21 protein-coding genes and 1 tRNA gene are annotated in these 25,059 nt (G+C 59.4%); 9 read left to right on the forward strand and 13 right to left on the reverse strand.

Annotated elements, in window-relative coordinates; all coding sequences use genetic code 11:
* Positions 1-20: 20 nt before the first annotated feature.
* The 3 genes from BHQ40_RS06530 to BHQ40_RS06540 form a co-directional block, all read right to left on the reverse strand.
* Positions 21-1,229: a cytochrome P450 gene (locus BHQ40_RS06530; protein ID WP_070154186.1), complete on the reverse strand. Its 1,209-nt coding sequence runs from the start codon at positions 1,227-1,229 to the stop codon at positions 21-23.
* An 84-nt stretch (positions 1,230-1,313) separates the two neighbouring features.
* The gene (locus BHQ40_RS06535) at positions 1,314-1,961 is read right to left on the reverse strand and encodes a TetR/AcrR family transcriptional regulator (protein WP_139139209.1); all 648 of its coding nucleotides are present in this window, start codon (positions 1,959-1,961) and stop codon (positions 1,314-1,316) included.
* A 136-nt stretch (positions 1,962-2,097) separates the two neighbouring features.
* Positions 2,098-2,595, reverse strand: a complete 498-nt coding sequence (locus BHQ40_RS06540; protein WP_070154191.1) for an Lrp/AsnC family transcriptional regulator — start codon at positions 2,593-2,595, stop codon at positions 2,098-2,100.
* A 131-nt stretch (positions 2,596-2,726) separates the two neighbouring features.
* Here BHQ40_RS06540 and BHQ40_RS06545 point away from each other — a divergent pair, with 131 nt between their 5' ends.
* A complete protein-coding gene (locus BHQ40_RS06545; protein WP_171905787.1) occupies positions 2,727-5,069 on the forward strand; it encodes a thiamine pyrophosphate-binding protein in 2,343 nt (780 codons plus the stop codon).
* Position 5,070: 1 nt separating this feature from the next.
* A complete protein-coding gene (locus BHQ40_RS06550) occupies positions 5,071-6,366 on the forward strand; it encodes a pyruvate dehydrogenase complex dihydrolipoamide acetyltransferase (RefSeq protein WP_070154193.1) in 1,296 nt (431 codons plus the stop codon).
* Positions 6,367-6,444: 78 nt separating this feature from the next.
* On the opposite strand, the gene BHQ40_RS06555 is transcribed toward BHQ40_RS06550, so the two are convergent.
* From BHQ40_RS06555 to BHQ40_RS06570, 4 genes are all read right to left on the reverse strand, one after another.
* Positions 6,445-7,212: an alpha/beta hydrolase gene (locus BHQ40_RS06555; protein ID WP_070154196.1), complete on the reverse strand. Its 768-nt coding sequence runs from the start codon at positions 7,210-7,212 to the stop codon at positions 6,445-6,447.
* Between the two features lie 181 nt (positions 7,213-7,393).
* A complete protein-coding gene (locus BHQ40_RS06560; RefSeq protein ID WP_070154198.1) occupies positions 7,394-8,413 on the reverse strand; it encodes a 1-aminocyclopropane-1-carboxylate deaminase in 1,020 nt (339 codons plus the stop codon).
* A gap of 262 nt (positions 8,414-8,675) precedes the next feature.
* Positions 8,676-9,749: a FecR family protein gene (locus BHQ40_RS06565; protein WP_083276747.1), complete on the reverse strand. Its 1,074-nt coding sequence runs from the start codon at positions 9,747-9,749 to the stop codon at positions 8,676-8,678.
* Between the two features lie 16 nt (positions 9,750-9,765).
* Positions 9,766-10,245 (reverse strand): RNA polymerase sigma factor, encoded by a 480-nt coding sequence (locus BHQ40_RS06570; protein WP_070154315.1) that lies wholly within the window; start codon positions 10,243-10,245, stop codon positions 9,766-9,768.
* Positions 10,246-10,603: 358 nt separating this feature from the next.
* Between BHQ40_RS06570 and BHQ40_RS06575 the strand changes: the two genes are divergently transcribed.
* From BHQ40_RS06575 to BHQ40_RS06585, 3 genes are all read left to right on the forward strand, one after another.
* A complete protein-coding gene (locus BHQ40_RS06575; RefSeq protein WP_070154199.1) occupies positions 10,604-12,016 on the forward strand; it encodes an amidohydrolase family protein in 1,413 nt (470 codons plus the stop codon).
* Between the two features lie 47 nt (positions 12,017-12,063).
* On the forward strand, positions 12,064-13,497 hold the full coding sequence (locus tag BHQ40_RS06580) for an amidohydrolase family protein (RefSeq protein WP_070154201.1): 1,434 nt from the start codon (positions 12,064-12,066) through the stop codon (positions 13,495-13,497).
* 153 nt (positions 13,498-13,650) lie between these two features.
* Positions 13,651-16,095 (forward strand): TonB-dependent receptor plug domain-containing protein, encoded by a 2,445-nt coding sequence (locus BHQ40_RS06585; RefSeq protein ID WP_070154203.1) that lies wholly within the window; start codon positions 13,651-13,653, stop codon positions 16,093-16,095.
* A 231-nt stretch (positions 16,096-16,326) separates the two neighbouring features.
* Here BHQ40_RS06585 and BHQ40_RS06590 read toward each other — a convergent pair whose 3' ends face one another.
* On the reverse strand, positions 16,327-16,647 hold the full coding sequence (locus BHQ40_RS06590) for a winged helix-turn-helix transcriptional regulator (protein WP_070154205.1): 321 nt from the start codon (positions 16,645-16,647) through the stop codon (positions 16,327-16,329).
* A gap of 95 nt (positions 16,648-16,742) precedes the next feature.
* Between BHQ40_RS06590 and BHQ40_RS06595 the strand changes: the two genes are divergently transcribed.
* Positions 16,743-17,069, forward strand: coding sequence for a nuclear transport factor 2 family protein (locus tag BHQ40_RS06595; RefSeq protein WP_070154207.1), 327 nt, complete (start codon positions 16,743-16,745; stop codon positions 17,067-17,069).
* Positions 17,066-17,848: an SDR family oxidoreductase gene (locus BHQ40_RS06600; RefSeq protein ID WP_070154209.1), complete on the forward strand. Its 783-nt coding sequence runs from the start codon at positions 17,066-17,068 to the stop codon at positions 17,846-17,848. The genes BHQ40_RS06595 and BHQ40_RS06600 overlap by 4 nt, the downstream gene beginning before the upstream one ends.
* 169 nt (positions 17,849-18,017) lie before the next feature.
* On the opposite strand, the gene BHQ40_RS06605 is transcribed toward BHQ40_RS06600, so the two are convergent.
* From BHQ40_RS06605 to BHQ40_RS06625, 5 genes are all read right to left on the reverse strand, one after another.
* Positions 18,018-19,238 (reverse strand): amidohydrolase family protein, encoded by a 1,221-nt coding sequence (locus BHQ40_RS06605; protein WP_070154213.1) that lies wholly within the window; start codon positions 19,236-19,238, stop codon positions 18,018-18,020.
* A gap of 54 nt (positions 19,239-19,292) precedes the next feature.
* A complete protein-coding gene (locus tag BHQ40_RS06610) occupies positions 19,293-21,917 on the reverse strand; it encodes a TonB-dependent receptor (protein WP_083276748.1) in 2,625 nt (874 codons plus the stop codon).
* A gap of 81 nt (positions 21,918-21,998) precedes the next feature.
* Positions 21,999-22,976: a FecR family protein gene (locus BHQ40_RS06615; protein WP_070154215.1), complete on the reverse strand. Its 978-nt coding sequence runs from the start codon at positions 22,974-22,976 to the stop codon at positions 21,999-22,001.
* On the reverse strand, positions 22,970-23,449 hold the full coding sequence (locus tag BHQ40_RS06620; protein WP_070154217.1) for an RNA polymerase sigma factor: 480 nt from the start codon (positions 23,447-23,449) through the stop codon (positions 22,970-22,972). Before BHQ40_RS06620 ends, BHQ40_RS06615 begins: the two co-directional genes overlap by 7 nt.
* 456 nt (positions 23,450-23,905) lie before the next feature.
* Positions 23,906-23,980, reverse strand: a tRNA-Gln gene (locus BHQ40_RS06625).
* A 180-nt stretch (positions 23,981-24,160) separates the two neighbouring features.
* On the opposite strand from BHQ40_RS06625, the gene BHQ40_RS06630 reads away from it, so the two are divergent.
* Both BHQ40_RS06630 and BHQ40_RS06635 read left to right on the forward strand, forming a co-directional pair.
* Positions 24,161-24,655 carry a MarR family winged helix-turn-helix transcriptional regulator gene (locus BHQ40_RS06630; protein ID WP_070154319.1) on the forward strand — a complete coding sequence of 165 codons (495 nt, stop codon included), beginning with the start codon at positions 24,161-24,163 and terminating at the stop codon, positions 24,653-24,655.
* A 79-nt stretch (positions 24,656-24,734) separates the two neighbouring features.
* Positions 24,735-25,046, forward strand: a complete 312-nt coding sequence (locus tag BHQ40_RS06635) for a hypothetical protein (RefSeq protein WP_070154219.1) — start codon at positions 24,735-24,737, stop codon at positions 25,044-25,046.
* Positions 25,047-25,059: the final 13 nt, after the last annotated feature.

The following is a 25,059-nucleotide window of genomic DNA, read 5'->3' on the forward strand; positions in this document are numbered from 1 at the left end:
TCTTTTCCCGATGATCAGTGCTACGCCTCCCGTGGGGCGAACGACACATGCAGTTCGGGGATGAAGGAATAATCCCCTCCCCCGAACTGATAGATGGGAACGCCGCTCTCGATCCGCATATCCGGTATCATCGTCAGCAATTCTTCCAGCATCACGCACAGCTCCATTCTGGCAAGGGGCGCGCCAGGGCAGATATGGATACCGAAGCCGAAGCTGAAATGGCGGCTGGCTGGGCGATCGATCGAAAATTCGGCCGGGCACTCGAATATCTGCGGATCGCGGTTGGCGGCAGCCCAGCCCATATAGACGTCCTTGCCCGCCGGAATTTCCACGCCCTGCACGTCCACTGCCTTTGTCGTGCGCCGGAAAAAGCCGAAGAAAGGGGGCCTCAGCCGAAGCGCTTCCTCCACCGCCACCGGAATCTTGCCGGGGTCGCGGATCAAAAGGTCGCGGACATCCGGCCGGGAAAACACCTCATAGATCAGGCTGGCCATGGCGGATGTCGTACTGTGATGCCCCGCCCCCAGGAAAGCGGAGAGGAGGACAACATAGTCATTGTCGTCCAGCGACCTGCCCTCGACCTCCACATCGGCAAGGGAAGTCAGGAAATCCTCCCGCGGCCGCGCGCGCCGTTCATGGACCTCGGTCACCGTCAGCGCGCCGAAAACGGCCTGCCGCCTGCCGAACTCCTCCGGGTCGCCCTGCGCTGCGAACATGGCGAGGGCAGCCTCCCGGATCGGCGGAACCTTGTCATCATCTATGCCGACAAGGTGGCAGATGGTCTCGGCCGGCACGGGTTCCGCCAGTTCCGCAACGATGTCGCATGATCCCTTGCCGATGAAGCTTGCGATATGCCGCCGGACGTCCTGCCGCACAAAAGGCTCCATCGCAGCGGGCGTGGCGGTCGTGACGGCCGCACTGAACAGGGCGCGCCAGGCGCTGTGCCGGGGCGGGTCCATTTCCAGCGCCGGAATCTGCTTTCGCGGCAACATGGGGCGCAGCACCTGCGGCTCCGAAGAAAATGTGCGATAGTCCGCCATCGCCTTGCGGACATCCTTATGGTCGAGCAGCATGTAGAAGCCGTCATGTTCGCTGCTATGGGCGACCGGACAGCGCGCCCGCGCACTTTCGAAAAGTTCCAGGCTTTCCGCCGGAGGGGTCGTATAGCAACTCCAGCCCTTCGTATCCCGCGCCAGGTCATGGCCCGGCGCAACCTTGTCCTCACTCATGAAGCTCTCCCGAATCCTCTCTGCAGCACATCAGGCTCACTGCCAAAGTGCACACAGTTTAATACGATACTATAGGGTATCGCATCAAGGTCTTTCTTCGGGGGTAGCCTTTCCTATTCCGGACAGGATCAATTCCACCGCCAGACTGATCTGCGCGGGGAAGTCCGCCGCGCTTTGCGCGAAATCGATCTTGCCCAAGGCAAGGCGCTGATAGGTGTCTCCCATCAACAGATGCATGAACGCCCTAGCCCGCATGTCGGCTTCGGCCGCGGGCAACAGGCCGGACAGAATGCGTTCGATCACGGCGATCGATCGCGCCGGGGCGGCGTCGTAGAAAAGGCGGCCAAGCTCTGGAAAACGCGCCATTTCGCCCATCAGCATGCGGAACAGGCCGAGCACGCCCGGTTCTGTGATGGCCATGACGAAGGTCTGGCCGAAATCCGACAGCGATTGCGCGGCTGCCTCCCGCGTGGTCGCCGGGTCATGCTCCTCCACGGCATAGATTTGTGCACAGTCCCGGTTGATCGCCGCCAGAAAGAGCGCCTCCTTGCTCTTGAAATGGCGATACAGCGTCATTTTCGACGCACCGGCCTCCTCAGCGATCCTGTCCATGCTCGCGGCCGAAAATCCTTCCGCCAGGAAGCGGTCGCGGGCGGCGTCCAATATACGCTCGCGCTTGTCCGCCATCTGCTGCACCCGCGCATGCGATGCCGACCACGCCTTCCGCTTCATTCTGGTTTCGCCTGTAATGATCGACCTCTCCGCTCATGGGGAACAGCCGAAGTCCAGCACCCGGCCCCGGCCGGTATCCACTTGGCTTTGTCATAAGGCAATCGGAAACCCGCCCAGCCGATGCCCTGCCTGCCCGTCAGTCGCGGCTCTTGGCGCTTTTCTTCGAAAGGGCGGGCAACGCCGTCCGGTATACGACCGGGCGTAGGGCAAAACTGGTCGTCACCTGCGACACGCCGGGCATGCGCGTCAGATTGTAGCGAAGGAAATCCTCGAAGGACGCCAGCGAGTCGACCAGCACGCGCAGTTGATAATCGGCGTCGCCGGTCATCAGATAGCATTCCATCACTTCGGGAATTTCGGCGACCGCCTTTTCAAAGGCGTCGAGATGATGGTCCCCCTGCTGGTCCAGCCGCACGCGGATGAATGCACTGACCCCCAGGCCGACCTGGCTGGGGTCCACCAGGGCGACATAGCGTGAGATCACCCCTTCGGCTTCCAGATGCTTCAGCCGCCGCAGGCAGGGACTTGGGGACAGCCCTATTCTCTCCGACAGTTCATGATTGGTGATGCGTCCGTCGGTCTGAACCTGCTCGAGAATCTTCCAGTCCAGCTCATCAAGATCGTATGTTGGCATATATATAATCCAAAACCTGATATATTGGCATTATATTCCAAAAATGCACTGCCCGCCATGCGAATTCGCAAGGACATGCCGCCCATTGGGGCGCTAATCGACGATATTCCCGGTTTGGGCAGAGGACGAACATGATCAAGACCATCCCCAATGAGCGACAGGACGTCGTCAGCGCCATCAGCACGCTGGAAGTGCGCCTCAGATGGCTCTCCTCCTGGATGGTGCATAACGCCAACCACATCCGTCCCAAGCGGGACGGGCTGAAGGTCGGCGGCCATCAGGCGAGTTGCGCCTCAATGACGGCGATCATGTCCGCCCTCTATTTCCATGCGCTGCGCCCGCAGGACAAGGTTGCGGTCAAGCCGCACGCAGGTCCGGTCCTGCACGCCATCCACTATCTGCTGGGCAATCAGTCGCTGGACCGGATGCAGCGCTTCCGCGGCCTGGGCGGCGTCCAGAGCTATCCGTCCCGCACGAAGGACGCCATTCCTGTCGATTTCTCGACCGGATCGGTCGGCCTTGGCGTCGCCGTCACGGCATTTAGCAGCCTGGTTCAGGACTATCTGATCGCGCATGGCCAGATGAAGGAGCAGGATGCGGGCCGCATGATCGCCCTGATGGGCGACGCCGAACTCGATGAAGGTAATATCTACGAATGCCTGATCGAGGGTTATAAGCACGACCTGCGTAACTGCTGGTGGATCGTCGACTATAATCGCCAGTCGCTCGATAATACGACCGCCGACCGCATGTTCCGCCGTTTCGACGACATTTTCGAAACCTGTGGATGGCGGGTCGTCACCCTGAAATATGGCAAGCGGCAGCGCGAAGCGTTTGAGCGGCCGGGCGGCAAGACGCTGGAACAGTGGATCGACAATTGCCCCAATGCGGATTTCGCGGCGCTGACCTATCAGGGCGGCGCGGCGTGGCGCGAACGGCTGGTCGCGGACATTGGCGGCAAGCCGCACGTCAAGAAGCTGTTGGAAAGCTTTGACGACGATGCGCTGGCGACACTGATGACCAATCTGGGCGGCCACTGCGTCGAAACGCTGATCGAGGCATTCGACGGCGCGAATGACGACCGGCCCACCCTGTTCATCGCCTATACCGTCAAGGGCTTTGGCCTGCCGCTGGCAGGGCATAAGGACAATCATTCGGGCATGATGAACCCGGCCCAGATGGAAAAATTCCGGGCCAGCCTGGGCATTGACGAGGGACGGGAATGGGAGCCGTGGGGCGGCCTCGGCGACAATGCCGCGGCGCAGCTCAAGGCGTTTGTCGAAGCCAGCCCGCTGGCGTCGAAAGATCCGGAGCCGGTCGCCCCTGCGGTCCCGGTTCCCGCCCGCCTGCCCGTTCCCGACGGCGCGGAACAATCCACCCAGGCTGCGTTCGGCAGGATTTTGCTGGATCTGGCGAAATCGGGCGAACCGCTGGGCGATCATATCGTCACAACCGCGCCGGACGTCACGCAGACCACCAATCTGGGCGGCTTCGTCAATCAACGCGGGCTGTTCCGCCGTCAGGAACTGGCCGACGTTTTCCACAAGGCCAAGATTCCTTCGGCGCAAAAATGGGCGCAGCATGCGGCCGGTCAGCACATCGAACTGGGCATTGCGGAGAATAACTTCTTCATCATGCTGACGTCGCTGGGTCTCGCCGCTCCGCATTTCGGCACCCGGCTCCTGCCTGTCGGCACGGTCTATGACCCGTTCATTTCCCGTGGCCTCGATGCGCTGAACTATGGCTGTTATCAGGACTCCCGCTTCCTGCTGGTGGGAACGCCATCGGGCATCACCCTGGCTGCCGAAGGCGGCGCGCATCAGTCGATCAACACGCCGTTGATCGGCATGGGCCAGCCCAACCTCACCTATTTCGAACCCGCCTATGCGGACGAACTGGCGCTGATGATGCGCTTTGCCTTTGACGATATGCAGAAGCCGGATGGATCGTCCGTCTATCTGCGCCTTTCGACCCGCGCGATTGAACAGACGGTCCGGGAAGATGGCGGCTGGGAAGATGACGCTCTCAAGGGCGGCTACTGGCTGCGCAAGCCGGCGGCGGGCGCCGAGGCGGCGATCGTCTTTACGGGCGTCGTCGCGCCCGAAGCGCTCCAGGCATGGGAGCAACTTGTCGAGGATATTCCGGGACTGGGCCTGCTCAATGTCACCTCGCCTGACCTGCTGCATCGCGGCTGGTCGGCAAAGGGCGCCGCGCGCTGGAACGGCAAGGACGCCGAACCCTGCCACGCCGACACATTGCTGTCATCGCTCGCGCCCGGCGCGGGTCTCATCACCGTGCTCGACGGATCGCCGGGCGCGCTGTCCTGGCTGGGCGGCGTGAAGGGCATGCGCGTCAGCCCGCTGGGCACGGACCGTTTCGGCCAGACCGGCGATCTTCCGGATCTCTACCGCACCTACCGGCTGGACGCCGACGCCATCGTCGAAGCGGCCGCCGAACTTTTCCTGGGGAACTGACATGCCGATCGAACTGAAAATGCCCGCCCTTTCCCCCACGATGGAGAAAGGCACGCTGGCCAAATGGCTCGTGACCGAAGGCGACAGCGTCAAGGCCGGGGATCTGATCGCGGAGATTGAAACCGACAAGGCGACGATGGAGTTTGAGGCTGTCGATGAAGGGCGCATCGCCCGGCTCGTCGTGACGGAGGGCACGGACGACGTCCCGGTCGGCACCGTCATCGCCCTGCTTGCCGAGGAAGGCGAATCCGTCCCCGCGCCGTCCGCCGCGCAACCCAGCGCTGCGGCCGAAGCGCCGAAGGCGTCGCCGCAACCGTCCGAAGCGGCAGTGGCCGTCATCGAAGCGCCCAAGCCCGCGCCGGCGGCTCCTGCTCCTGCGCCCGCCGCCGCTCCACTGACGGTGGAAGCAGGCGTTAACGCGACCCCCCTCGCCCGCCGGGTTGCTGCGGCAAAGGGCATTTCTCTCGCGTCGATCACGGGATCGGGCGCGCGTGGAAAGATCGTTCAGGCCGACCTGCGCCTGCCGCCTCTGGTCCGTCCGGCGCCAGCCAATGACGCCGCCCCCGTCGCTCTGGCGGCCGCCAAAATCGCGCCGCCGCCCGCTGGCGTGCCGGTGGAAACGGTCAAGCTTTCGAACATGCGGCGCACGATCGCCAAGCGCCTGACGGAGAGCAAGCAGACCGTTCCGCACTTCTACCTGACTGCGCGCTGCAATCTGGACAGCCTGCTTGCCCTGCGCGCCGATCTCAACGGCAGCCTCGCCGCGCGCGGCATCAAGCTCAGCGTCAATGATTTCCTGATCAAGGCGCTTGCGCTTGCGCTTCATCGGGTCCCCGACGCGAATGTGCAGTTCGGCGGCGATGATCTGCATCGCTTTAGCCGCGCCGACATTTCGATGGCCGTGGCTATTGAGGGCGGCCTGATCACGCCGGTCATCAAGGATGCCGGTTCGCTCTCGCTGTCGGCCATTGCTCTGGAAAGCAAGGCTCTGGCCGCTAAGGCGCGGGAGGGCAAATTGACGCCGGAGGAATATCAGGGCGGCACTGCCTCCATCTCCAACCTGGGCATGTTCGGCATTGATGAGATGTTCCCGGTCATCAATCCGCCCCAGGCGCTGATCCTGGGCGTTGCCGCAGGCGTCGAGCAGCCCTGGAAGGTGAATGGGGAGATCGCGCTGGCGACCATCATGGCCGCCACCGCCAGCTTCGATCATCGTGCGATAGACGGCGCGGTTGCTGCGCAATTCATGGCCGCCTTCCGCGACCTGGTTGAAACGCCGCTTCAGATCGTCACCTGACCGGTCAGGGCGAACAAAAAAGGCCGGGCCGGACTTCACTGTCCGGCCCGGCCTTTTGTATTTCGGGGCAATAGCCGATTAGTCGGAAACGCCCTTGGCCGCATCCTCGATCAGCGCCGCGACGGCCGCTGGCTGGGACATGAAAACGGCATGGCTGGCTGCAACTTCGACAGATTTGCTCCCCGCGCGCTTGGCCATCATGCGTAGAAGATCGGGATGGATGGCGCGATCTTCGGACGCGACCAGCGCCCAGCTTTTCTTGGCTCTCCAGGCTGGCGACTTTATCTTGGTGGCGAAGCTTTCCTGCGCCGGAAAAACCTGCGACCTGGCCATATATTCCGCATCGGCCTGCGGTACGTCCGCGGCGAAATCCTGCGCATAGACCTTCGGGTCCAGATACAGGAAGCCATCCGGCGTGCTCAATATGCCCTTGGTCGCGGCGGGCTGCTGCCCCGCCAGGCTTAGCAGCGTCTCCCCGGCATCCGGCTGAAAGGCGGCGATATAGACCAGGCCCGCGACATTCGGCGCATTGCCCGCCTCAGTGATGACGACACCGCCATAGCTATGCCCGACCAGAATGGCTGGCCCGTCCTGCATGGCGAGAATGCGATGCGTCGCATTCACATCATCCTGCAAAGACGTCATCGGCTCCTGCACGATCGTCACCTTATAGCCCTTGGCGGAGAGCAGATCATACACTTTCCGCCATCCCGAACCGTCGGCAAGAGCGCCATGCACAATGACGACATTCTTGACCTCTGCGGCCTGCGCAGGCGTCAAAGCAGCGGCGGCCACGATAGCGGCCGTGGACAGAATGGAGGATTTCAACCACCGGAATATTTGCATGATACGCTCCCTTGCGTTTGAAATGTGCAGGTAAAATCCTTGCGCTTGCCGGGAGACCGGCAAGCGCAGGGACACAATGGAAATGCGCGTGCGGCTTTGGATCAGGCTGGCCAGACGCCAGCCCTATCCCCAGTGCGGACCGTCAATGCTGGCGAAGCCCAAGAGCTTGCGAAGCGTAAGGTCAGCCGTTCCTGTAATAATAGCTGTAGCCATTGAGGGCGGGCGCGCCGCCCAGATGCGCGTAAAGCACCTTCGATCCTTCGGGGAAGAAGCCCTTCCGGGTCAGGTCGATCATGCCCTGCATCGATTTGCCCTCATATACCGGGTCGGTCATCATGGCCTCTGTGCGGGCGGCCAGGCGGATCGCCTCATTCGTCTCCTCGGAAGGGACGCCGTATGCGGGATAGGCATAGTCGGGATTGATGACGATTTCATCCTCGCGCACTTCCCGGCCAAGCCCGACCAGTTCGGCCGTATTGTCGACAATCTGCCGGACCTGCGCGCGCGTCTGTTCAAGCGTGCCAGAAGCATCGATGCCAATCACCCGGTCGGCCCGGTCCTGGGCCGCAAAACCGACGACCATGCCGGCCTGGGTGGAACCCGTCACAACGCACACCACGATATAATCGAAAGTGAAGCCAAGCTCCTTCTCCTGCTCGGCGACCTCCTCCGCAAAGCCGATATAGCCAAGCGCACCGAATTTATGCACCGAGGCGCCCGCCGGAATGGCGTAAGGCTTGCCGCCCGCATCCTTGACCGACTGGATCGCGTCTTCCCAGCTTTTGCGGATGCCGATATCGAACCCGTCCTCGACAAGGCGGCTGTCGGCGCCCATCAGGCGGGTCATCAGGATATTGCCCACCCGGTCATATACCGCGTCATGATGCGGCACCCATTTTTCCTGGATAACAACGCTTTTCATGCCGATCTTGGCGGCTGTCGCGGCGACCATGCGGGTGTGGTTGGATTGCACGCCGCCGATCGACACCAATGTATCGGCGCCTGACGCGATTGCGTCAGGAACGATATATTCCAGCTTCCGCAGCTTGTTGCCGCCCATGGCCAGGCCGGAATTGCAATCCTCCCGCTTGGCGTAAATCTGCACCTTGCCGCCAAGGGCTTCGGTAAGCCTGGGCAGATGCTCAATCGGCGTCGCGCCGAATGTGAGCGGATACCGTTCGAACTTCTCCAGCAGGGACATTTTGGACACTCCATAAAGGCTTTTGACCTCGCCTTTATGCCGAACTTTCGATGAAAGGTGCTCTCTAATTTTCCCGATTTTTTTCGTGAGTTTTTTAATGTTTCTCAAAAATTCAAATGATAATCATCCTATTTATCCAAAAATCGGAATATTCTTTCATATCGCAAAAAATCGAATCACCGTCGCATTCCCCGTCGCTTTTGCGGGGCCGCTTTTTGGCGGATCTCCGCTCTGATCGGGGGTCAAAATTACTGGCTAAGCATCATATTTTTTTGCGACGGCAAAGGGCGTGGGTCATCACGGCCGGAGACTGGGCGGACAAGCGAATTTCGCGGCCTGTGTCGTCCATCTCAACCAATCCCTGCTGCTGCAGGGTGCGGGCGAAAGCCAGAGCGTTGCTGGCCTGGAAAGTCCCGTTGATCGTCAGGTTCGCGGCTGACGTACTGACCGTCAGCTTGCGTTGGGAATAGCGGTTCATCTCTTCGGCGACATCGCTCAGGCACCGGCCGTCAAAGACGATCAGCCCCTTGGTCCAGATCGTTTCCTTGCGAACATCGACTTTGCCGACCTTCAGGGTATCGCACAGCATCGACAATTTGCTTCCCGCCGGCACCAGAGTCGGCTGCAGAGCAGCGGAACGGACATGCGGCTCGACGCGGACCAAACCCTCCATCGTCGTAATGTCCGCGCCATCCCGCCCCCTCCGCACGTCGAAGGCGGTGCCGACGGCAATCACCTTCAGCGCGCCGGTATCAACCACGAAGGGGCGGCTCTTGTCCTTGCTCACGGAAAAGAGTGCCTGGCCTTTCACCAGCCGCACGTCGCGGCGATGACTGGAAAAGGCGACCATGACTTCGCTGCCGCTGTTCAGTTCAATTGTCGATCCGTCGGACAGGCTCACAATCCTGCGTTGCCCCACATCCGACGCATAGATTTGCCGCATATAACCGTCGCGCGCCATGGCCGGAGCGGCCTTCACGCCGGGATCGTCCTTCTGGTGCAGACTCCACCAAATGGCCGGCGCGCAGATCAGCCCGATCAGACATGCCGCCAGCGCCATCGGCAACCACCGCCGGGAAGCGGCAGAAGCCGGAACGGACGCAATATTGTTCTGGGTGCGTACGCGCATGCTGGCCAGCAGCGGCTCATGCCGGGCTTCACCAAGAAACGCCCATAGCGCAGCGACCTCCTGCCAGGCTTGTTCATTCTCGGCCGCTTCGCGCCGCCATATAGCGGCAGCCTCCCGGTCCTCGCCGGTCGCGCCTTCATTCTGGAGCCGCGCAAAAAGCTCCGTCGCTCTTTCTATGCGCGCCTTGGCAGGATCTCCCTTCGCCATCCGTCAGCGACATCCATCAGCCGGCAGTCCGGCGCAGGATATGCCGCATTGCCTTGGCGACATGTTTTTCAACCGCGCTAACCGATATATCGAGTCTATGGGCGATCTCGGCATAAGATAGTTCCTCGAACCGTCTGAGAACAAAGACGTCCCGCGTACGCTCTGGCAGTTCTTCCAACGCTGCCGCGACAAGGGCTATCTGTTCCCTTCCTTGGAGGACGCGCTCTGGAGACAATTCCTCAACGGGATGATCCAATTCGGACAGTTCTCCATGAGACGACCGGTGACGGACTTTGTCCCGCCGCGCATTATCGGTCATCACACTCGCCGCAATTCGAAAGAGATAGCCTTCCATATTCTCTATGGCTGTCTTGTTTTCCTGGCGCACATGCAGGCGAAGCATGACTTCCTGGGTCATGTCATCGGCGAGGGTCTGATCACGGACATTGCGGACAAAGAAGGCTCTGAGTGCAGGTATGTAGCTGGCCAGCGTCATCCCGCCGCATGGCACGGTCGATTTGTGCGCAGATTCCATTCCCTCATCCCCCTGAGTTCCTGTCCTCCTCTCCTCCGTTTTGCTGTGCCAGAACCGCCTCGCAATCGTGCCGCTTCGCTGTTCTCGCCGCACATTTGATAACGAGCGGCGCCAGGAAGTGCGTTATCCGCGCGACCTCCAGTTTATCGGGTTTCTCCTTTGCATTTTTTGCAAAAATCCAATCATTCGTAACGAATTCAAGCCACTTTCCGTCATTCTAACGAAAACTAACATCACCTAACGCATCTCCGGCGATTTCCGGCATGCGGCTTCCCTTTGCGCCTGCGTCATCCTCCACAGGAAGCGGCAAGGGGCGAAAATGAAGGCTGGAATTGTACGACTGGTGGGTGCGTCCATTCTGGCGGCATTGTGCGCCGGGCTTGCTGCCGCTCAGGATTTTCATGATCGGCGGACAGTGCAGTTTCCCGATCAGGCGACGTCCGACAATCCCCAGCGCATACCGGTCATTCCAAAGAAACAGGGTTTCGACGGCACATTGGTGTTGAAGGGCGGGCGCATCTTCGATTCCGTAAAAAGCGCCGCCTATCCCGGATCGCTCGTCATCACGCAGAACAAGGTCGCGGCCGTGCTTCCGGCCGGATCGACTGATTGGCCTGCTGACGCAACGGTCATGGACGTGACCGGCAAGACAGTCATGCCCGGCATGATCGACATGCATGTCCATATCTATTCCCCGAACGTAACCTCGTCCGACACGCCGGCCGACCTTAAGGCCATGGAAGGCTATGCCGTTCTGCGCGGCCTCACCAATCTCCGCTATTCGCTGGAGAACGGCATTACGTCGGTTCGCGACATGAGCGGCGTGATGAACGCGTCCTATATCCTCAGCGAATGGCTGGAAAAGGACATGTCGCCGGGACCGCGCGTCTTTGCGGCCGGGCATATCATCACCGCCACGGGTGGTCATGCGGCCGAGCGTTCATCCACCTACAGCGCGATCTATGTGCGCGAGGCCGACGGCGCTGACGATTGGCGTAAGGCGGTGCGCGAGATGTTCAAGATGGGCGCCAGCCACATCAAGATCGCCAGCCACTTCGCCCCCGGCGAAGTGAAGGCTGCCGTTGAGGAGGCCCATAATCTGGGGCTTAAGGTCACCTGCGATTGCGAGACGATTTATACGCAAATGGCGGTTGAGGCAGGCGTCGATTCGATCGAGCACCCGCTGCCGCGCACCGACGAGACCATCAAGCTGATGGCCAAGAAGGGCGTAGCCGCCATCCCGACGATGCAGACCTATCAGGATCTGTTCGACATGCGCGGCGCCTACACAGGCTCCCCTTCGCGCCGGTTCTCCATGACGTCGCAATCCAATTTCGACATGCTCAAAAAGTTTATCGCCGCCGGCGTCACGATCGGCGTCGGTACGGACAGCCTGGGCCTTCCGGCATTCGAAAAGTCGCCCAATTACTACATCGCGGAACTCAAATTCCTGCAGAAGGCGGGCTACACGCCGGCCAAGGCGCTGATCGCCGCGACGCGGACCAATGCGCAGATCATGGACATGGGCGACAAGCTGGGAACGCTGGAGCCGGGCAAGCTTGCGGACGTGATCGTCGTTGACGGGCGACCCGATGAAAATCTGGACGATCTTGCGAAGGTCGAAACGGTGGTCCGCAACGGCAACATCGTGATCAAGGACGGCCGCCTGTTCGTCCCGCGCCATGAACCTAAGCCGCTGCTCAAACCCTCACCGCCTGAAACGCTGCGGTGACCGGCGCTTCTTTCAGGGAGCGAATGCATGATTTCGGGGGTAAAGGAATGACGAATTTCGGACGGCTATTGGCGTGTCTGCTGGCCGGTCTATCAGTGCCGGCGCTGGCCCAGGATTTCCATGACAGGCGGACGGTACAGACCCCTGATCAGGTAACTGCGGACAATCCGCAGCGCGTGCCCGTTCTCCCTAAAAAGCAGGGCTTCGATGGCACGCTGGTCCTTCGCGGCGGCCGCATCTTCGATGCCGTGAAGGATGCGGCTTATGCCGGGTCGCTTGTCATCAGGCAGAACAAGGTCGTGGCCGTGCTTCCGGCCGCTTCGACCGATTGGCCGGCGGATGCGACCGTGATGGACGTAACCGGGAAAACGATCATGCCCGGCCTGATCGACATGCATGTTCATGCGACATATCCGATTCCAGAAACACCGGCCGATCAGATCGGCAGCGAAGGCAATGCAACCCTTCGGGCGCTACGCAACCTCCGCCTCTATCTGGAAAATGGCGTCACCTCGATACGCGACCTGGGCGGGCCGCGCGACGCCGGCACGATCATCAGCGAATGGCTGGAAAAGGATATGGCGCCGGGCCCCCGCGTCTTTGCGGCTGGCCATATCATTACCGGCACCGGCGGCCATAGCGCCAATCGGGGTTCCACCTATCATGCGATGATCCTGGAAACGCAAAGAGCTGGCGGTGAGCAGCCCGTCTATACGCGCGAAGCGAACGGCGCCGACGATTGGCGCAAGGCGGTGCGCGAGACGTTCAAGATGGGCGCGAGCCACATCAAGATCGCCAGCCACTTCTCCCCTGACGAAGTAAAGGCCGCCGTTGAGGAAGCCCATAGCCTTGGCCTGAAGGTCACTTGCAACTGCGAGACCATCTACACGCAGATGGCCGTCGAGGCAGGCGTGGACTCGATTGAACACCCGCTGCCGCGCACCGACGCGACCATCAAGCTGATGGCCAAAAAGGGCGTGGCCGCCATCCCGACGATGCAGCTCTATCAACAGGTGCTCGACATGCGGGGCGGCCTGTATACCGGACCGTCATCGCGGCGCTTCTCGATGAATGCGCAGGGCAATTTCGACATGCTCAAGAAGCTGATCGCCGCCGGGGTGATCATCGGCGTCGGCACCGATACCGGCTCGGAAGGATTTGAGCGCGCACCCAATATCTACATCGCGGAACTGAAATTCCTGCAGAAAGCGGGCTACACACCGGCCAAGGCGCTGATCGCCGCCACGCGGACGAACGCGCAGATCATGGACATGGGTGACAAGCTGGGGACGCTGGAGGCGGGCAAGCTTGCGGACGTCATCGTCGTGGACGGCAACCCGGATCAAAATCTGGACGATCTTGCGAAGGTCGAAACGGTGATCCGCAACGGCAACATCGTGATCAAGGACGGCCGCCTGTTCGTCCCGCGCCATGTGCCGAAGCCGCTGCTTAAACCCTCACCGCCGGATGCGCTCAAATAGAGCCAGGATCGCCGGACAAAATTCGCGCGGATTGATTGGCGCGCTCTCAACGAAGTGTCGTGAACACACAGAAAAACAAACAAAAAACCAAACAGGGACGAGACAGGGAGAGGTTCTCGATTTTCAGTTTCAGCAAGTTGCGGAGAACCTAAAATGACATACAAGAGCCGACTTTGGGGAACTGTCGCCGCCCTGGCGTTCATGGGTGGCGGTCAGGCATTTGCGCAGGAAGAAACGCCAAGCGACGGCGTGCTCGTGGTCACGGGAACGCGTGGCCAGCCGCGGACGGTAACAGAAAGCGCCGCGCCGATTGACGTGGTCAGCGGCGATCAGCTCGAGAAAATGGGCGGCGCGACATCGCTTCGCGATGTGCTGACGCAGTTGGTCCCGTCCTTTCAGGCACAGACGGTCGCCTCATCTTCATGGGACAGCCTTGCCCGCCCTGCGGGTCTCCGTGGCCTGGGCGGCGCCCATGTCCTCGTGCTGGTCAATGGCAAGCGGCGTCACAACAGCGCCCTTATCAACCTGTCCAGCTTCAGCATGTCGAGCGGCAGCAATCCTGTCGACCTGGACCTTATTCCGAACGGCGCAATCCGCAGCATAGAGGTGCTGCGTGACGGCGCGTCCGCGCAATATGGCTCGGACGCGATCGCTGGCGTCATCAATATCACCCTCAAGGAAGATGACAGCGGGCAACTCGTCCTGAATGCGGGTCAGCGCTATAAATGGCATGACCGGTCCGATGGCGAAACCTACTCGTTCGATCTCTATAAGGGTTTCAAGCTCGGCGACGCCGGCTTCCTGTCGTTGACGGTCGCCGGACGCGACCAGAGCCGCACCGTCCGCAACTCCACCCATACCGAACAGCTCTATTTCCGGGTCAATGGCCAGCCCGATCCGCGCGAGACTACGGTTGACAGGAACTGGCTGGTCAAGGGCGGCCTGCCGCGCACCAGCTCGATCAACATGATTGCCAACGCCGGTTATGATTTCGGCGGCGTAGAGGCTTATGCGACCGGCACCCTCGGCTATCGTGACGCGACCATCGGCCAGGGTTTCCGCAAGCCGAACAGCAATCAGAACATCCTTCAGGTCCACCCGGATGGTTTCGCGCCGGACTACACACTGAGCGAGAAGGATTTCCAGTTCCTCGCCGGCGTGCGCAGCGAGGCGGGTCCGTGGAGCTGGGATCTCTCGTCCACCTTCGGCCGCAACTTCGACACCCATGGCTCGCAGAACTCGCTTAACGCATCGCTGGGTCCGCTAAGCCCCACGGAGTTCACGACCTTCACATCGGCGTTCAATCAGTGGACGACCAATTTCGACGTCACCCGTGATCTCGAACTCGGCTTCGCCAAGCCTCTCACCCTGGCCTTTGGGCTTGAGCACCGGTGGGAGAATTTCAAGACGGTGCCCAAGGATGAAGCGGCCTACAGGAACGGCGGATATATCTATCCCGCCAATTATGGCGGCCTGGTCGGTCAGGCGGCACAGGTGGGCGCGCAGGGCGCGATCACCCTTCATCCCAGCGATGCCGCAGACCTCTCGCGGAACAGCTATGCCGCCTATATCGATCTTGCGACCAACATCACTGATCCATGGTTTGTGAACGCCGCAGGACGCTTTGAGCATTATGACGACAGCTCCGGCGATGTGTTCAGCGGCAAGCTGTCGACGCGCTATGAGATCATGGATGGCGTGGCGCTGCGCGCCACGGTCAGCAACGGCTTCCGCGCGCCGTCCCTGTCGCAGATCGGCTTCGCCCAGACCTCGACGCAGATTTTCGTCGTGAATGGCGTGATCCAGCCGATTGATTCCAAAACGGTAAAAACCGATTCTCCGGTTGGCATCGCGCTTGGCGCACAGCCGCTGAAGCCGGAAAAATCGCTGAACCTCTCGGCTGGTCTTTCATTGACGCCATTGCCGGGTTTCTCGGTAACGGCCGACGCCTATCGCATCGAACTGCGCGACCGCATCCTGCTCTCCAGCTTTTTGACGGGCGCGGGCGTCAACGCGATCCTCGCCACAAACGGGTTCCAGCCTTACTCCGTCCGCTACTTCACCAACGCGCTCGATACCAACACGCAGGGCGTCGATGTCGTCGCGACCTACAACACGCGGCTGGGTGATCTTGGATCGCTGCGACTGTCTGCGGCATTCAACTATAACAAGACCAAAATCCACAAGCTTGCAGCCAATCCGCCGCAACTGTCCGGGCTGAACGTGACAATGTTCAACCGCCAGCAGCAGGGCTTCATCACCGACAATACGCCGACGACGAAGCTGGTCCTGAGCGGCGACTGGTCGCTGGGCGGCCTCAGCGTCAACCTGCGTGAAACGCGCTACGGCAAGATCGATTATATTCAGTCTGCCGCGGTGAACGACCAGCATTTCAGCGCGAAATGGATCACCGATCTCGATGTAAGCTATAAATTGACGGAGAGCACGACGGTCGCAGTCGGTGCGAACAACCTGTTCAATGTTTATCCCGACCTCATGACGCTGGTGAACACGATCGGCACCGGCAACTACGCTGCCAACTCGCCGTTCGGTTTCTACGGCGGTTATTATTACGGCCGTTTAAGCGTCAAATTCTGATCTGCCCCCTGGGGGAGCACGCGCCTACGGCGTGCTCCCTCCTTTTTCCCGAACACATTCCTCTACAACATCTGGCTACTCCAAACGGCGTAGATCATCCGATATCGGTTATGTGACGGCGACGCATTACAAGCGCAATGCGCGCCTGAAAAATCTGCTTCCCTGTTGAAAAGGGCAGACATTGAAACCCTAACTATCGGGCGGCCGCCCATTCGACGGATGGAACAGATGCTAACGCTGCTCCGCCCATGTGAGCAGCGCGTCCAGCGCGGGGCATAACGCCTGGCCCCAGTCCGTCAGACCATATTCCACCTTCGGCGGCACCTGATGATGGACAATACGCCGCACAATGCCGTCGGCCTCCATCTGCCGCAACTGCTGGATCAGCATCTTCTGCGAAACCTTGGGGATCGCGCGCTCCAGTTCGGAAAAGCGCATGATCTGCCCACCGAACAGGTGAAACAGGATGATGAGTTTCCAGCGACCTTCGAGAAGACTCAGCGCATTCTGCACGCCTTCGGCCGCCGTTTCCTGCGTATATTCCTTCTCCATACTTTTCCGTAAGTACCTTACTTTTTCGTGCGTTCTTGTGCTTTCTTACAGTAGGCGCGATGTCTCCGGCGCACAATCGATACCGGAGATCAGCCATGCCCCTTGCCTTGCCAGACCCCATATCCGCCTATTTCGCGGCCGATGTCGCTGAGGGCAGCTCGGTCGCGGCCTGCTTCACGATCGACGCCGTAGTGATAGACGAGAATGAGACCCATCATGGCCGGGAAGCGATCTCCCGCTGGAAGGCGGAAGCATCCGCGCGCTATCGCTACCTTGCCGAACCGATTGCGATCACGGCGGACGGCGGCGAACAGGTCGTTACCGCGCATCTGACTGGCGATTTCCCAGGAAGCCCTGTTGACCTCCGCTACGCCTTCACCCTTGCAGGCGGAGAAATCGCCCGTCTGGAGATCCGGGCATGAGCTTTGACCTCGGCTTGAGCGGCCAGCGTGCGCTCGTCACTGGCGGCACGAAAGGCGTGGGCGCGGCGGTGGTCGCCAGCCTCCTTGATGCGGGCGTCACCGTCATCGCTGCGGCTCGCACCGTGCCTTCCGAAGAACAGCATGGTCTGCATTACGTCGCGGCCGATCTGATGACGGCGCAGGGATGCGCCGACCTAGCTGCCGTGGCGCTCGACCGGCTTGGCGGAGTCGACATCCTCGTCAATGTGCTCGGCGGATCGAGCGCACCGAGCGGCGGATTTGCCGTACTGGACGATGCGGAATGGGAAAAGGAGCTGAACCATAATCTCATGCCTGCGGTCCGGCTCGACCGCGCATTGTTGCCCGCGATGATAGCGCAGGCAAAGGGCGTGATCATCCACGTCACTTCGATCCAGCACATATTGCCGCTGCCCGATTCCACCACCGCCTACGCCGCTGCAAAGGCCGCCCTTGCGACCTACAGCAAGAGCCTGTCGAAGGAAGTAACGCCAAAAGGTGTCCGCGTGGTTCGCGTCTCACCCGGCTGGGTCGAGACCGACGCCGCCGTGGCGATGGCGGAACGGCTCGCCGCAAAAGCCGGGACCGATTATGAAGGCGGCAAGAAAATCATCATGGATGCCCTCGGCGGCATCCCGCTGGGCCGGCCGGCTAAGCCTGAAGAAGTTGCCGATCTCATTACATTCATCTGCTCACCACGGGCAGCGTCGATTTCCGGCGCCGAATATGTAATCGACGGAGGCACGGTGCCCACGGCATGAGGCTTCAGGTGGAGGCGCCGTCCTTTGAAAGCCGTCCAGCGGAGACCTCTGAAGGCGTTTCTCCACCAATCGCAAGATCAAAGTCCGGGGTGATCCAGCATACACCCCACCCCCGCCATTGGCATGATGGCGGGCATTTTTGATCTGCGACGAAATCATCATGTGCCGTTCAGTCAGGTAGAAGCCATTGCGCGTTCGTTACGAAAAACTTCTTGATCACTTGTTGGCCAAGCGGCTCCAGCAGTGCGTATAGTTTGCCGATTGGATCCGTTCCGCCTTCCACATGAGGATAGTCGGACGCGAAGCACAGAACATCCTCAAGCTGGTAGTGCTTGATGTAAGTGTCAAACGGCTCGAAGTCGAAGCCGGACACGCGGATATTTCGCTTCATATAAAATGATGGGTCTTTGGAGAGACGATATGTTGTCCGCTCCTTTCCTTTGACCCGGCCCGGGTCCTGAGAATGCCACAAGTCCATATGGTTGCAGAGAGGACCGATCCAGCCTGCCCCCAGTTCAATCACGCCGAAACGCAGCATTGGATGGCGCTCAAACACACCGCCGAGAACCATCGTCAGCACGAAATTCTGCGAAGTGATATGTTGGTTCGCCATCGACCATGGATCGAGCCGGAACTCGTTTAGCGCTCTGAAACCTTCAAAGGCGGGCGCGTTCGACCATTCGTCGGTTCCAAAGATTTTACTGTCGAGTCCAATATGCAGACAAACGGCAATATTTCTCTCCTCCATCAACGACCAGAAACAATCCAGATCCGGATGCGCTGGAGATTTTCCGCCGGGCAGCATGCCGCTTGGCATCCAGATTGCCCGAATGCCATTGTCGATCAGGTCCTGCGCTGTTTCCATCAATTCGTCGACAGTGTCGGCAAATACAGGAAGAACTGGACGGACGCGGTCCGAGTAACGCGCTACTTTCACGCCCCACTTGTTATATGCTTTCGTCAGTTCTCGGCCATATTCTCTGCAATCGCGTTTGAGTTCCTTTCCATATCCGTAATCGGGATGAAGGTAGGTCAGGAATACGCCAAACATTCCTGCCGTTGGAAACATGAGCTGGCGCTTGATGCCCATCATATCCATCACGGCGGGGCGGCGACTGGGATCCGCGGCGCCTGGCGCCGTCGAACCCTTCTGCTGCCAGATTGTCGCAGCTTCGATCACCCTGTCATCGCTCAAATAGCCCGGCACGTTGGGGTGATTGCGATCAGAACTGATGTCTGCGCCATTATGCAGCCAAATATCGGCGAGATCGTCACTGACCGGCCCCAACTCGCTAGCCCAAAGCTGCACTGGAAGCATCTCGTGACTATCAATGTCTAGGATTTCGCCCGCGAAATTCTGCAACGCAGAGGGCAGTGTTTCGATACCCATGGCACTCTCCTGATTAGAATTTTCAATGCCATCATGTGGCAAGGCTATTGGGTCCTAATATTTGACGGATACCGACACGCCATATGTGGCCGGTCTGCCGGCGAAGCGGAGCACGGCGTCCGCTGATTGGGTTGCCTGAGTCCAGTAGAATGTATTCGTAATGTTGCGCCCCCAGATCTGAGCGCTCCAGCGCCCGTCGTCCGCCTCAACGCCAATACGTGCATCCAGAAGCGCGCGGGGCTTGATTTTGATGAGGTCGTCACCTGCGAACCCGGAGGATGATGCGCTCTGATAGCTGAGGTTGCTTCCAACAAACCCCACAAGCGAGCTGCCAACAGGGCGCTTGTAGTCGACCCCACCATTGACCTGCCATCTGGGTGAATAGGGAAGTCCGGTTCCGGCGAAGTCAACCAGCGAACCGTCGGAATTATATCCGATGAATTCCTTGATCTTCGTATCGAGAAAGGTGGTGGCGGCGGTGAAGGTGAGGCCGTCGGCTGGTTTCCAGACGATATCCGCCTCTACGCCATACAATCTGGATTTGGGGATGTTGATCAGTTGGAACAACAACCCGAAAAGTGGATCGAGCACGCGTCCGAGCAGTTGTTTGTCGCTATAGTCATAATAGAATGCCGCTGCGTTCAACTGCATTGTACGACTAAACAGCGGTGTTTTTATTCCGGCCTCGTACGCGATCAGTTTTTCCTGCCCGATCGGAGAGTTTGCTGAGTGAAAAGCCGTGGGCGTCGTGCCGATAGTGCCCGCCTTATAGCCCTTGCTGGCATTGGCGTAGAGAAGTAGCGGACCACCTCCCGGCTTCCAGTCTACGCCCAATCGCCAGGACACGTTATTCTCAGGCAGGCGTCCAATGAACGGCCCGGGAGCAAAATTATTAGCTCCATCGAGAGACGCGCAATCCCCGATGCCGATAACCGGCGCCGGCGCAGGCCCGTTGAGCAGGTCCGACAGAATGGAGAAAAAGGCGGCGTAATTGCCGTTGCCGGCATCGGCCTGACACACATAGGCGTTACGCACTGTCTTGGTATAACGGACGCCTGCTTTTAATGTGATTTCAGACGAAGGATTATATTCGATATTCCCGAATGCCGCGCGTGACGAGACGCGTTGCCGGCTTGATGTCCGTGGGAAGTCGTAGCGAAGGCCAGGCGCAAGTTCTGCGGTCGAAGCATCCGCCCCGATCTGCAAGAAGGCCTCCGACGCCCGACTGTGAGAATAATTTCCGCCAACCACCCAGTTCAAAGCGCCGGAATTTCCAGCAAGCCTGATCTCCTGGAAAACACTGCGCGCCGAGCTGTTGACCTGACGATCGATCCCGCCCTGATAACTGGTGCCGTCGCCTTCATAGAAGGCATCGATCTTCAATTTCTCAAAAGCCGTGATGGTTGTGAATATTATCTCGTCAGTGACGTCATAGTCGCCGCGTAAGGAGAACTGATAGAAGGTATCGTTCCGGCGATGCGCGTAGCGCGGGTCCCAGTCGGCCGCGCGGGCGCGATCGGGCGAGACGGGATAGTTGAGATAGCCGGGCAGGATTGCAGACGGCACACCAGGCAGTATCTTGATGAGCTGCGGGGCCTGCGTATCGGACTTGTCGACCCAGCCATTTGCATTGAACAGGATAGACAATCTGTCTGTCGGTTTCCAGTCAAGCAATAGCCGACCTTGATACTGCCGGGTCCGGCCAAGTGTTTCAGGCCTCGTATAGCTTTTTTGCCAGTCGTCACCGCTAAGTACCCGGACGGCGATCCGGCCTTTGAGATTGTCAGAGAGAGGGCCGGTCAGATGGCCTTGCAGGTCGGTCGTATTAAAGCGGCCATAGCTGGCGTTAATGCCGGCGCCTAATTCATCTTTTGGCTTGGCGGCGATATAGTTGAATGCGCCGCCGGTGGAATTTTCGCCAAATAACGTGCCCTGCGGGCCTTTCAGCACCTCGATGCGCTCAAGATCCAGCGCGGCGGCGCGCGCCATGGTCGAGAACGGCAAAGGCACTTCATCTACATAGACGCTGACCGCCGGAGAAGCAGACAGCGTCTCATCGACATAGCCGATGCCTCGCAGCGTGTAGACCGGAGTGCCGGTGGGACCTTCAATATAGGTGAAGCCCGGAACGATCTTCATGAGATCGGCGGCGCCGGTTATGCCTCGTTGTACCAAATCGCCGCCGGAAACAGCGGTAACCGTCATACCGAGTTGATTGAGGTTCTGTTCACGCTTCTGCGCAGTTACAATGATGTCTGCCAGCCCGACGGCTTCGCTCCTGTCATCTGCCGGCAACGGCTCGGGTGCGAACGCTTTGGATTTTAGGGCGACCTGAGCGACAGGCCGCAAAGATGCAGAAACTTTCTCCTTGGCAATGATATAGGATCTTGCATCGGTCGCCTTGACCGATAGGCCGGTTCCACGCAGCAAGATCGCGATCGCTTCGGCGGGAGAATAGTTTCCGTGGATCGCTGGCGCCATACGCCCACGGACCACGTCTGGATCAAAGGCGACAGTGATGCCAAGCCTGCTGCCCAGGGTACGTAACGACACAGCAAGGCTTTGTTGCGGCATCTCCACATTGGAAAATTGTGCGTGAGCGGGGTCTACCGCCAAGATTGTTGAGCTCAGGACAGTTGCCCACAGAATCGCGTTGCGCCGCAAGGCCTTGCGCATCATTCATCCCCTCTTTTTCCCCTTCCTAGATTGTCTGGAGGGTTCATTAGTTAGACGAACGAATTCCGGCGTCCGGACATCATATTAGAAAAATGCGGATTTGGCTGGCTGATGCGGAGCCGGTTCAAGAATTATCTCAGACCCTTGGCGCTGAATGTGCAGACCGTAGAGCGCTGCTATGGTTTCCGCGAATGCTTGCGGCTCCCTAATAGAGAAAACGCCGGAAATTCGCAGAGACGCGGCTGTCGGCATGACAATGATACGTTCCGTAGTCGTGTAGCGATTCAGTTCGCCCGCCGCTTCGAGTAGCGTGACATCGTCAAACATTACCTCGCCGCCTTGCCATGCCATTATGACGTCCATCGGTGGTTGATCGATTGCAGCGCCCGCCCCCTGGAACATCCTCAATCTCTGTCCAGGCGCTAATGTCGCAACATTCTGGGTCTGTCGATTGACCTCGCGGGTGATGACCACCTTCCCCTCGATCAGCGTCACGGCCAGGAATTGGGGATCGCGCCGCACCATAAATGTCGTGCCAAGCGCGCGGACCTCACGATCTTCTTCAGATACGACGAAAGGACGGGCCGCATCCTTATGGACTTTGAATAAGGCTTCTCCCCTTTCGAGGCTCACGCGCCGCTCCCTTCCTCTATAGCGGACGGCAATGGCGCTGTCCGTATTCAGAGCAACCAGCGTACCGTCTTCGAGCAGGATCTCACGCTGTTCCCCAATGGATGTTTCGTAGATTTGCGGACGGGTAAACCAAGCATAGCTTCCGCCCATTCCCAATATCATCAGCAGGAGCGTCGCTGCTATTGCCCATCCCCGCCAGGCGAATTGGCTGTGCTGATCTTCGAATGCATCGTCAAAGGCTACTGCGCCGGGTAGCAAATCCCAGATTTCCGTGGCGTTGTTGAACGCTGTTCTGTGCGCCTCATCTTCTTTCAACCATGCCTGAAGGGCGCGGTCGGTCGCCTCATTGCGATCCTGAAGACGCGCCAACCAAGCAGCGGCTTCAGCACGGATTCCGTCGGTTCTGTCAAGATCGGCGGGTGTCACCATCCGTCCATCCACTTCATCAAACTCAGCGTCGCCCGTGCGATCTGCTTCTCGACGGCCGCGACGCTCATGCCTTCCTGCTTCGCGATTTCCGCGACACTCTTATTGTCCAAGCGACGTGCGAGAAGAATCCTTCGGGTCTGTAGATTCAATCGATTCAAGCCTTCATTCGCCCTTCTTAAGCGATCTCTCACCGACAAGATTTCCTCCTGCTGGGGACAGGGGTCGATAATATATTCGAGTCCGGTCGATAGGGTTACGAAAGGCGATCTCTGCTTCCGGCGCGCAGCATCCGTAGAGAGGTTGAGGGCGGTCCTCACCAGCAGTGCTTCCCGATGGCGCACGATTTGCCCTTTTTCGTAATGCTCCACCTTAACAAAGGCGTCGTGAACAAGATCATCGACATCGTCCACGGAAACCCCGCGTCGAAGCAACGCAGACCTAGCTTTGCGCAACATGTCCAATGCGCTTTTCATCGGCCAGCCTGCTCTCCTTGTCGTTAAGACGATTCATTATCGAAAACCGGACAAAATGCGGAGTATTAATAGCCCTGCCTCGGTCCGATCTCAGGCGAACCCACGCGACGTGATGGGAATCAAGAAATCAGATACCAAGGAGCCTGAGAGCACAGATGTGCTCGCTATTCAGCCGGTGACGAGGCGATGAAGAGAAGTGATTTAGTGTACCCCGCGACGGGCATATTGCCCATGTTGGCATCGACCTTTGCCCGTTCGTCAAATGAGAAGCGAAGCGAGAACGGTGCGGCTCGCTTGCCCTTCCGACTATAATGCATGGCCTCACTGCCTTTCGGCCTGCAACACCACTCCGCAGAAAAGCGATCGTCCTAAGCTCAGGAGCTTAAAAACGAACCGACTTCGATACCTTGGAAATGTCGTATACGTTGAACAGCAGGTTCAAGCTGTAGGTAGTGTTGGCTGGGGCGGCAGGATTCGAACCTGCGTATGGCGGCATCAAAAGCCGCTGCCTTACCGCTTGGCGACGCCCCAGCAGGCTCCGGTTCTCGCCGGAGCCACGGCCTATAGCGCTTCGGTCGTGAAATGGAACCCGGCAAATCCCTTTGCAATCCGGATTACATATCCGCCTTCCTATGCGAGATCAGCATTATGCAGACGGCGGAGAATCTGTATGAGAGACGCTCACCGATAGCCCGGCAAAAACAGATAGACATGACCGCTCAAATCTCACCCGCCTCCCCCCTGTTCCTGCGTGAGGATGAAATCCGTCGCGGCGTGGAACTGCTGTATTTCGGGTACAGCAACCTGATTCGTTCGATCGACCAGATGCTGGAGCCGCAAGGGCTTGGCCGCGCCCATCATCGCGCCCTCTATTTCATATCGCGCCAGCCGGATCTGACTGTCAGCGAACTTCTGCGGGTGCTGGCGATCACCAAGCAATCGCTGGGCCGCGTCCTCAATGAACTGATCGAGCGGAAATATATTGAGACAAGCCCAGGGATACGCGATCGCCGGCAAAAGCTGCTGCGATTGACGGAATCGGGCGTTGCGCTGGAGGCCGAACTGTTCCGCGCCCTGCGCGAAAGGATGGCCGCCGCCTATACGCAGGCGGGGCAAGGCTCCGTCACGGGATTCTGGCGCGTTCTGGAGGGGCTGATTCCCGTTGAGGACCGCTCAATGGTGGCGGCCCTCCGGGGCAATGGCTGACCTCTGCAGCATTGTGGAGGAACCCTTCCGCTAGCCCATCGATTGATAGCGCAGCCCAACAATCCCCAAAGGAGCAACCATGCGCATATCAATCATTACGGCAGCAGCAGTCCTGTCCTTGGGACTCGCCGCATGTTCGGAAAAGGCGGCGGACAAGGTTGAGGATGCGGGCGATGCGATTGGCAGCGACATCACCCGCGGCGTCAACAACGCAGACGATCATATCCAGTCCGGCTTGCACAAGACAGGCAACGCCATTGAGCAAACCGGCGATCAGATCGGCGATGCAGCCTCCAATGCCGCCCGAAAGGCGGGGCACGAAGTGGACAAGGCGCAAAAGGACGTTGGGTCCACGCTGGAGCAGGCGGGCAAGGATATGAAAAAGGACTGACGCGCCTCGGCCT

The sequence above is a fragment of the Sphingobium phenoxybenzoativorans genome, from assembly GCF_001757355.1.
Lineage (GTDB): Bacteria > Pseudomonadota > Alphaproteobacteria > Sphingomonadales > Sphingomonadaceae > Sphingobium > Sphingobium phenoxybenzoativorans.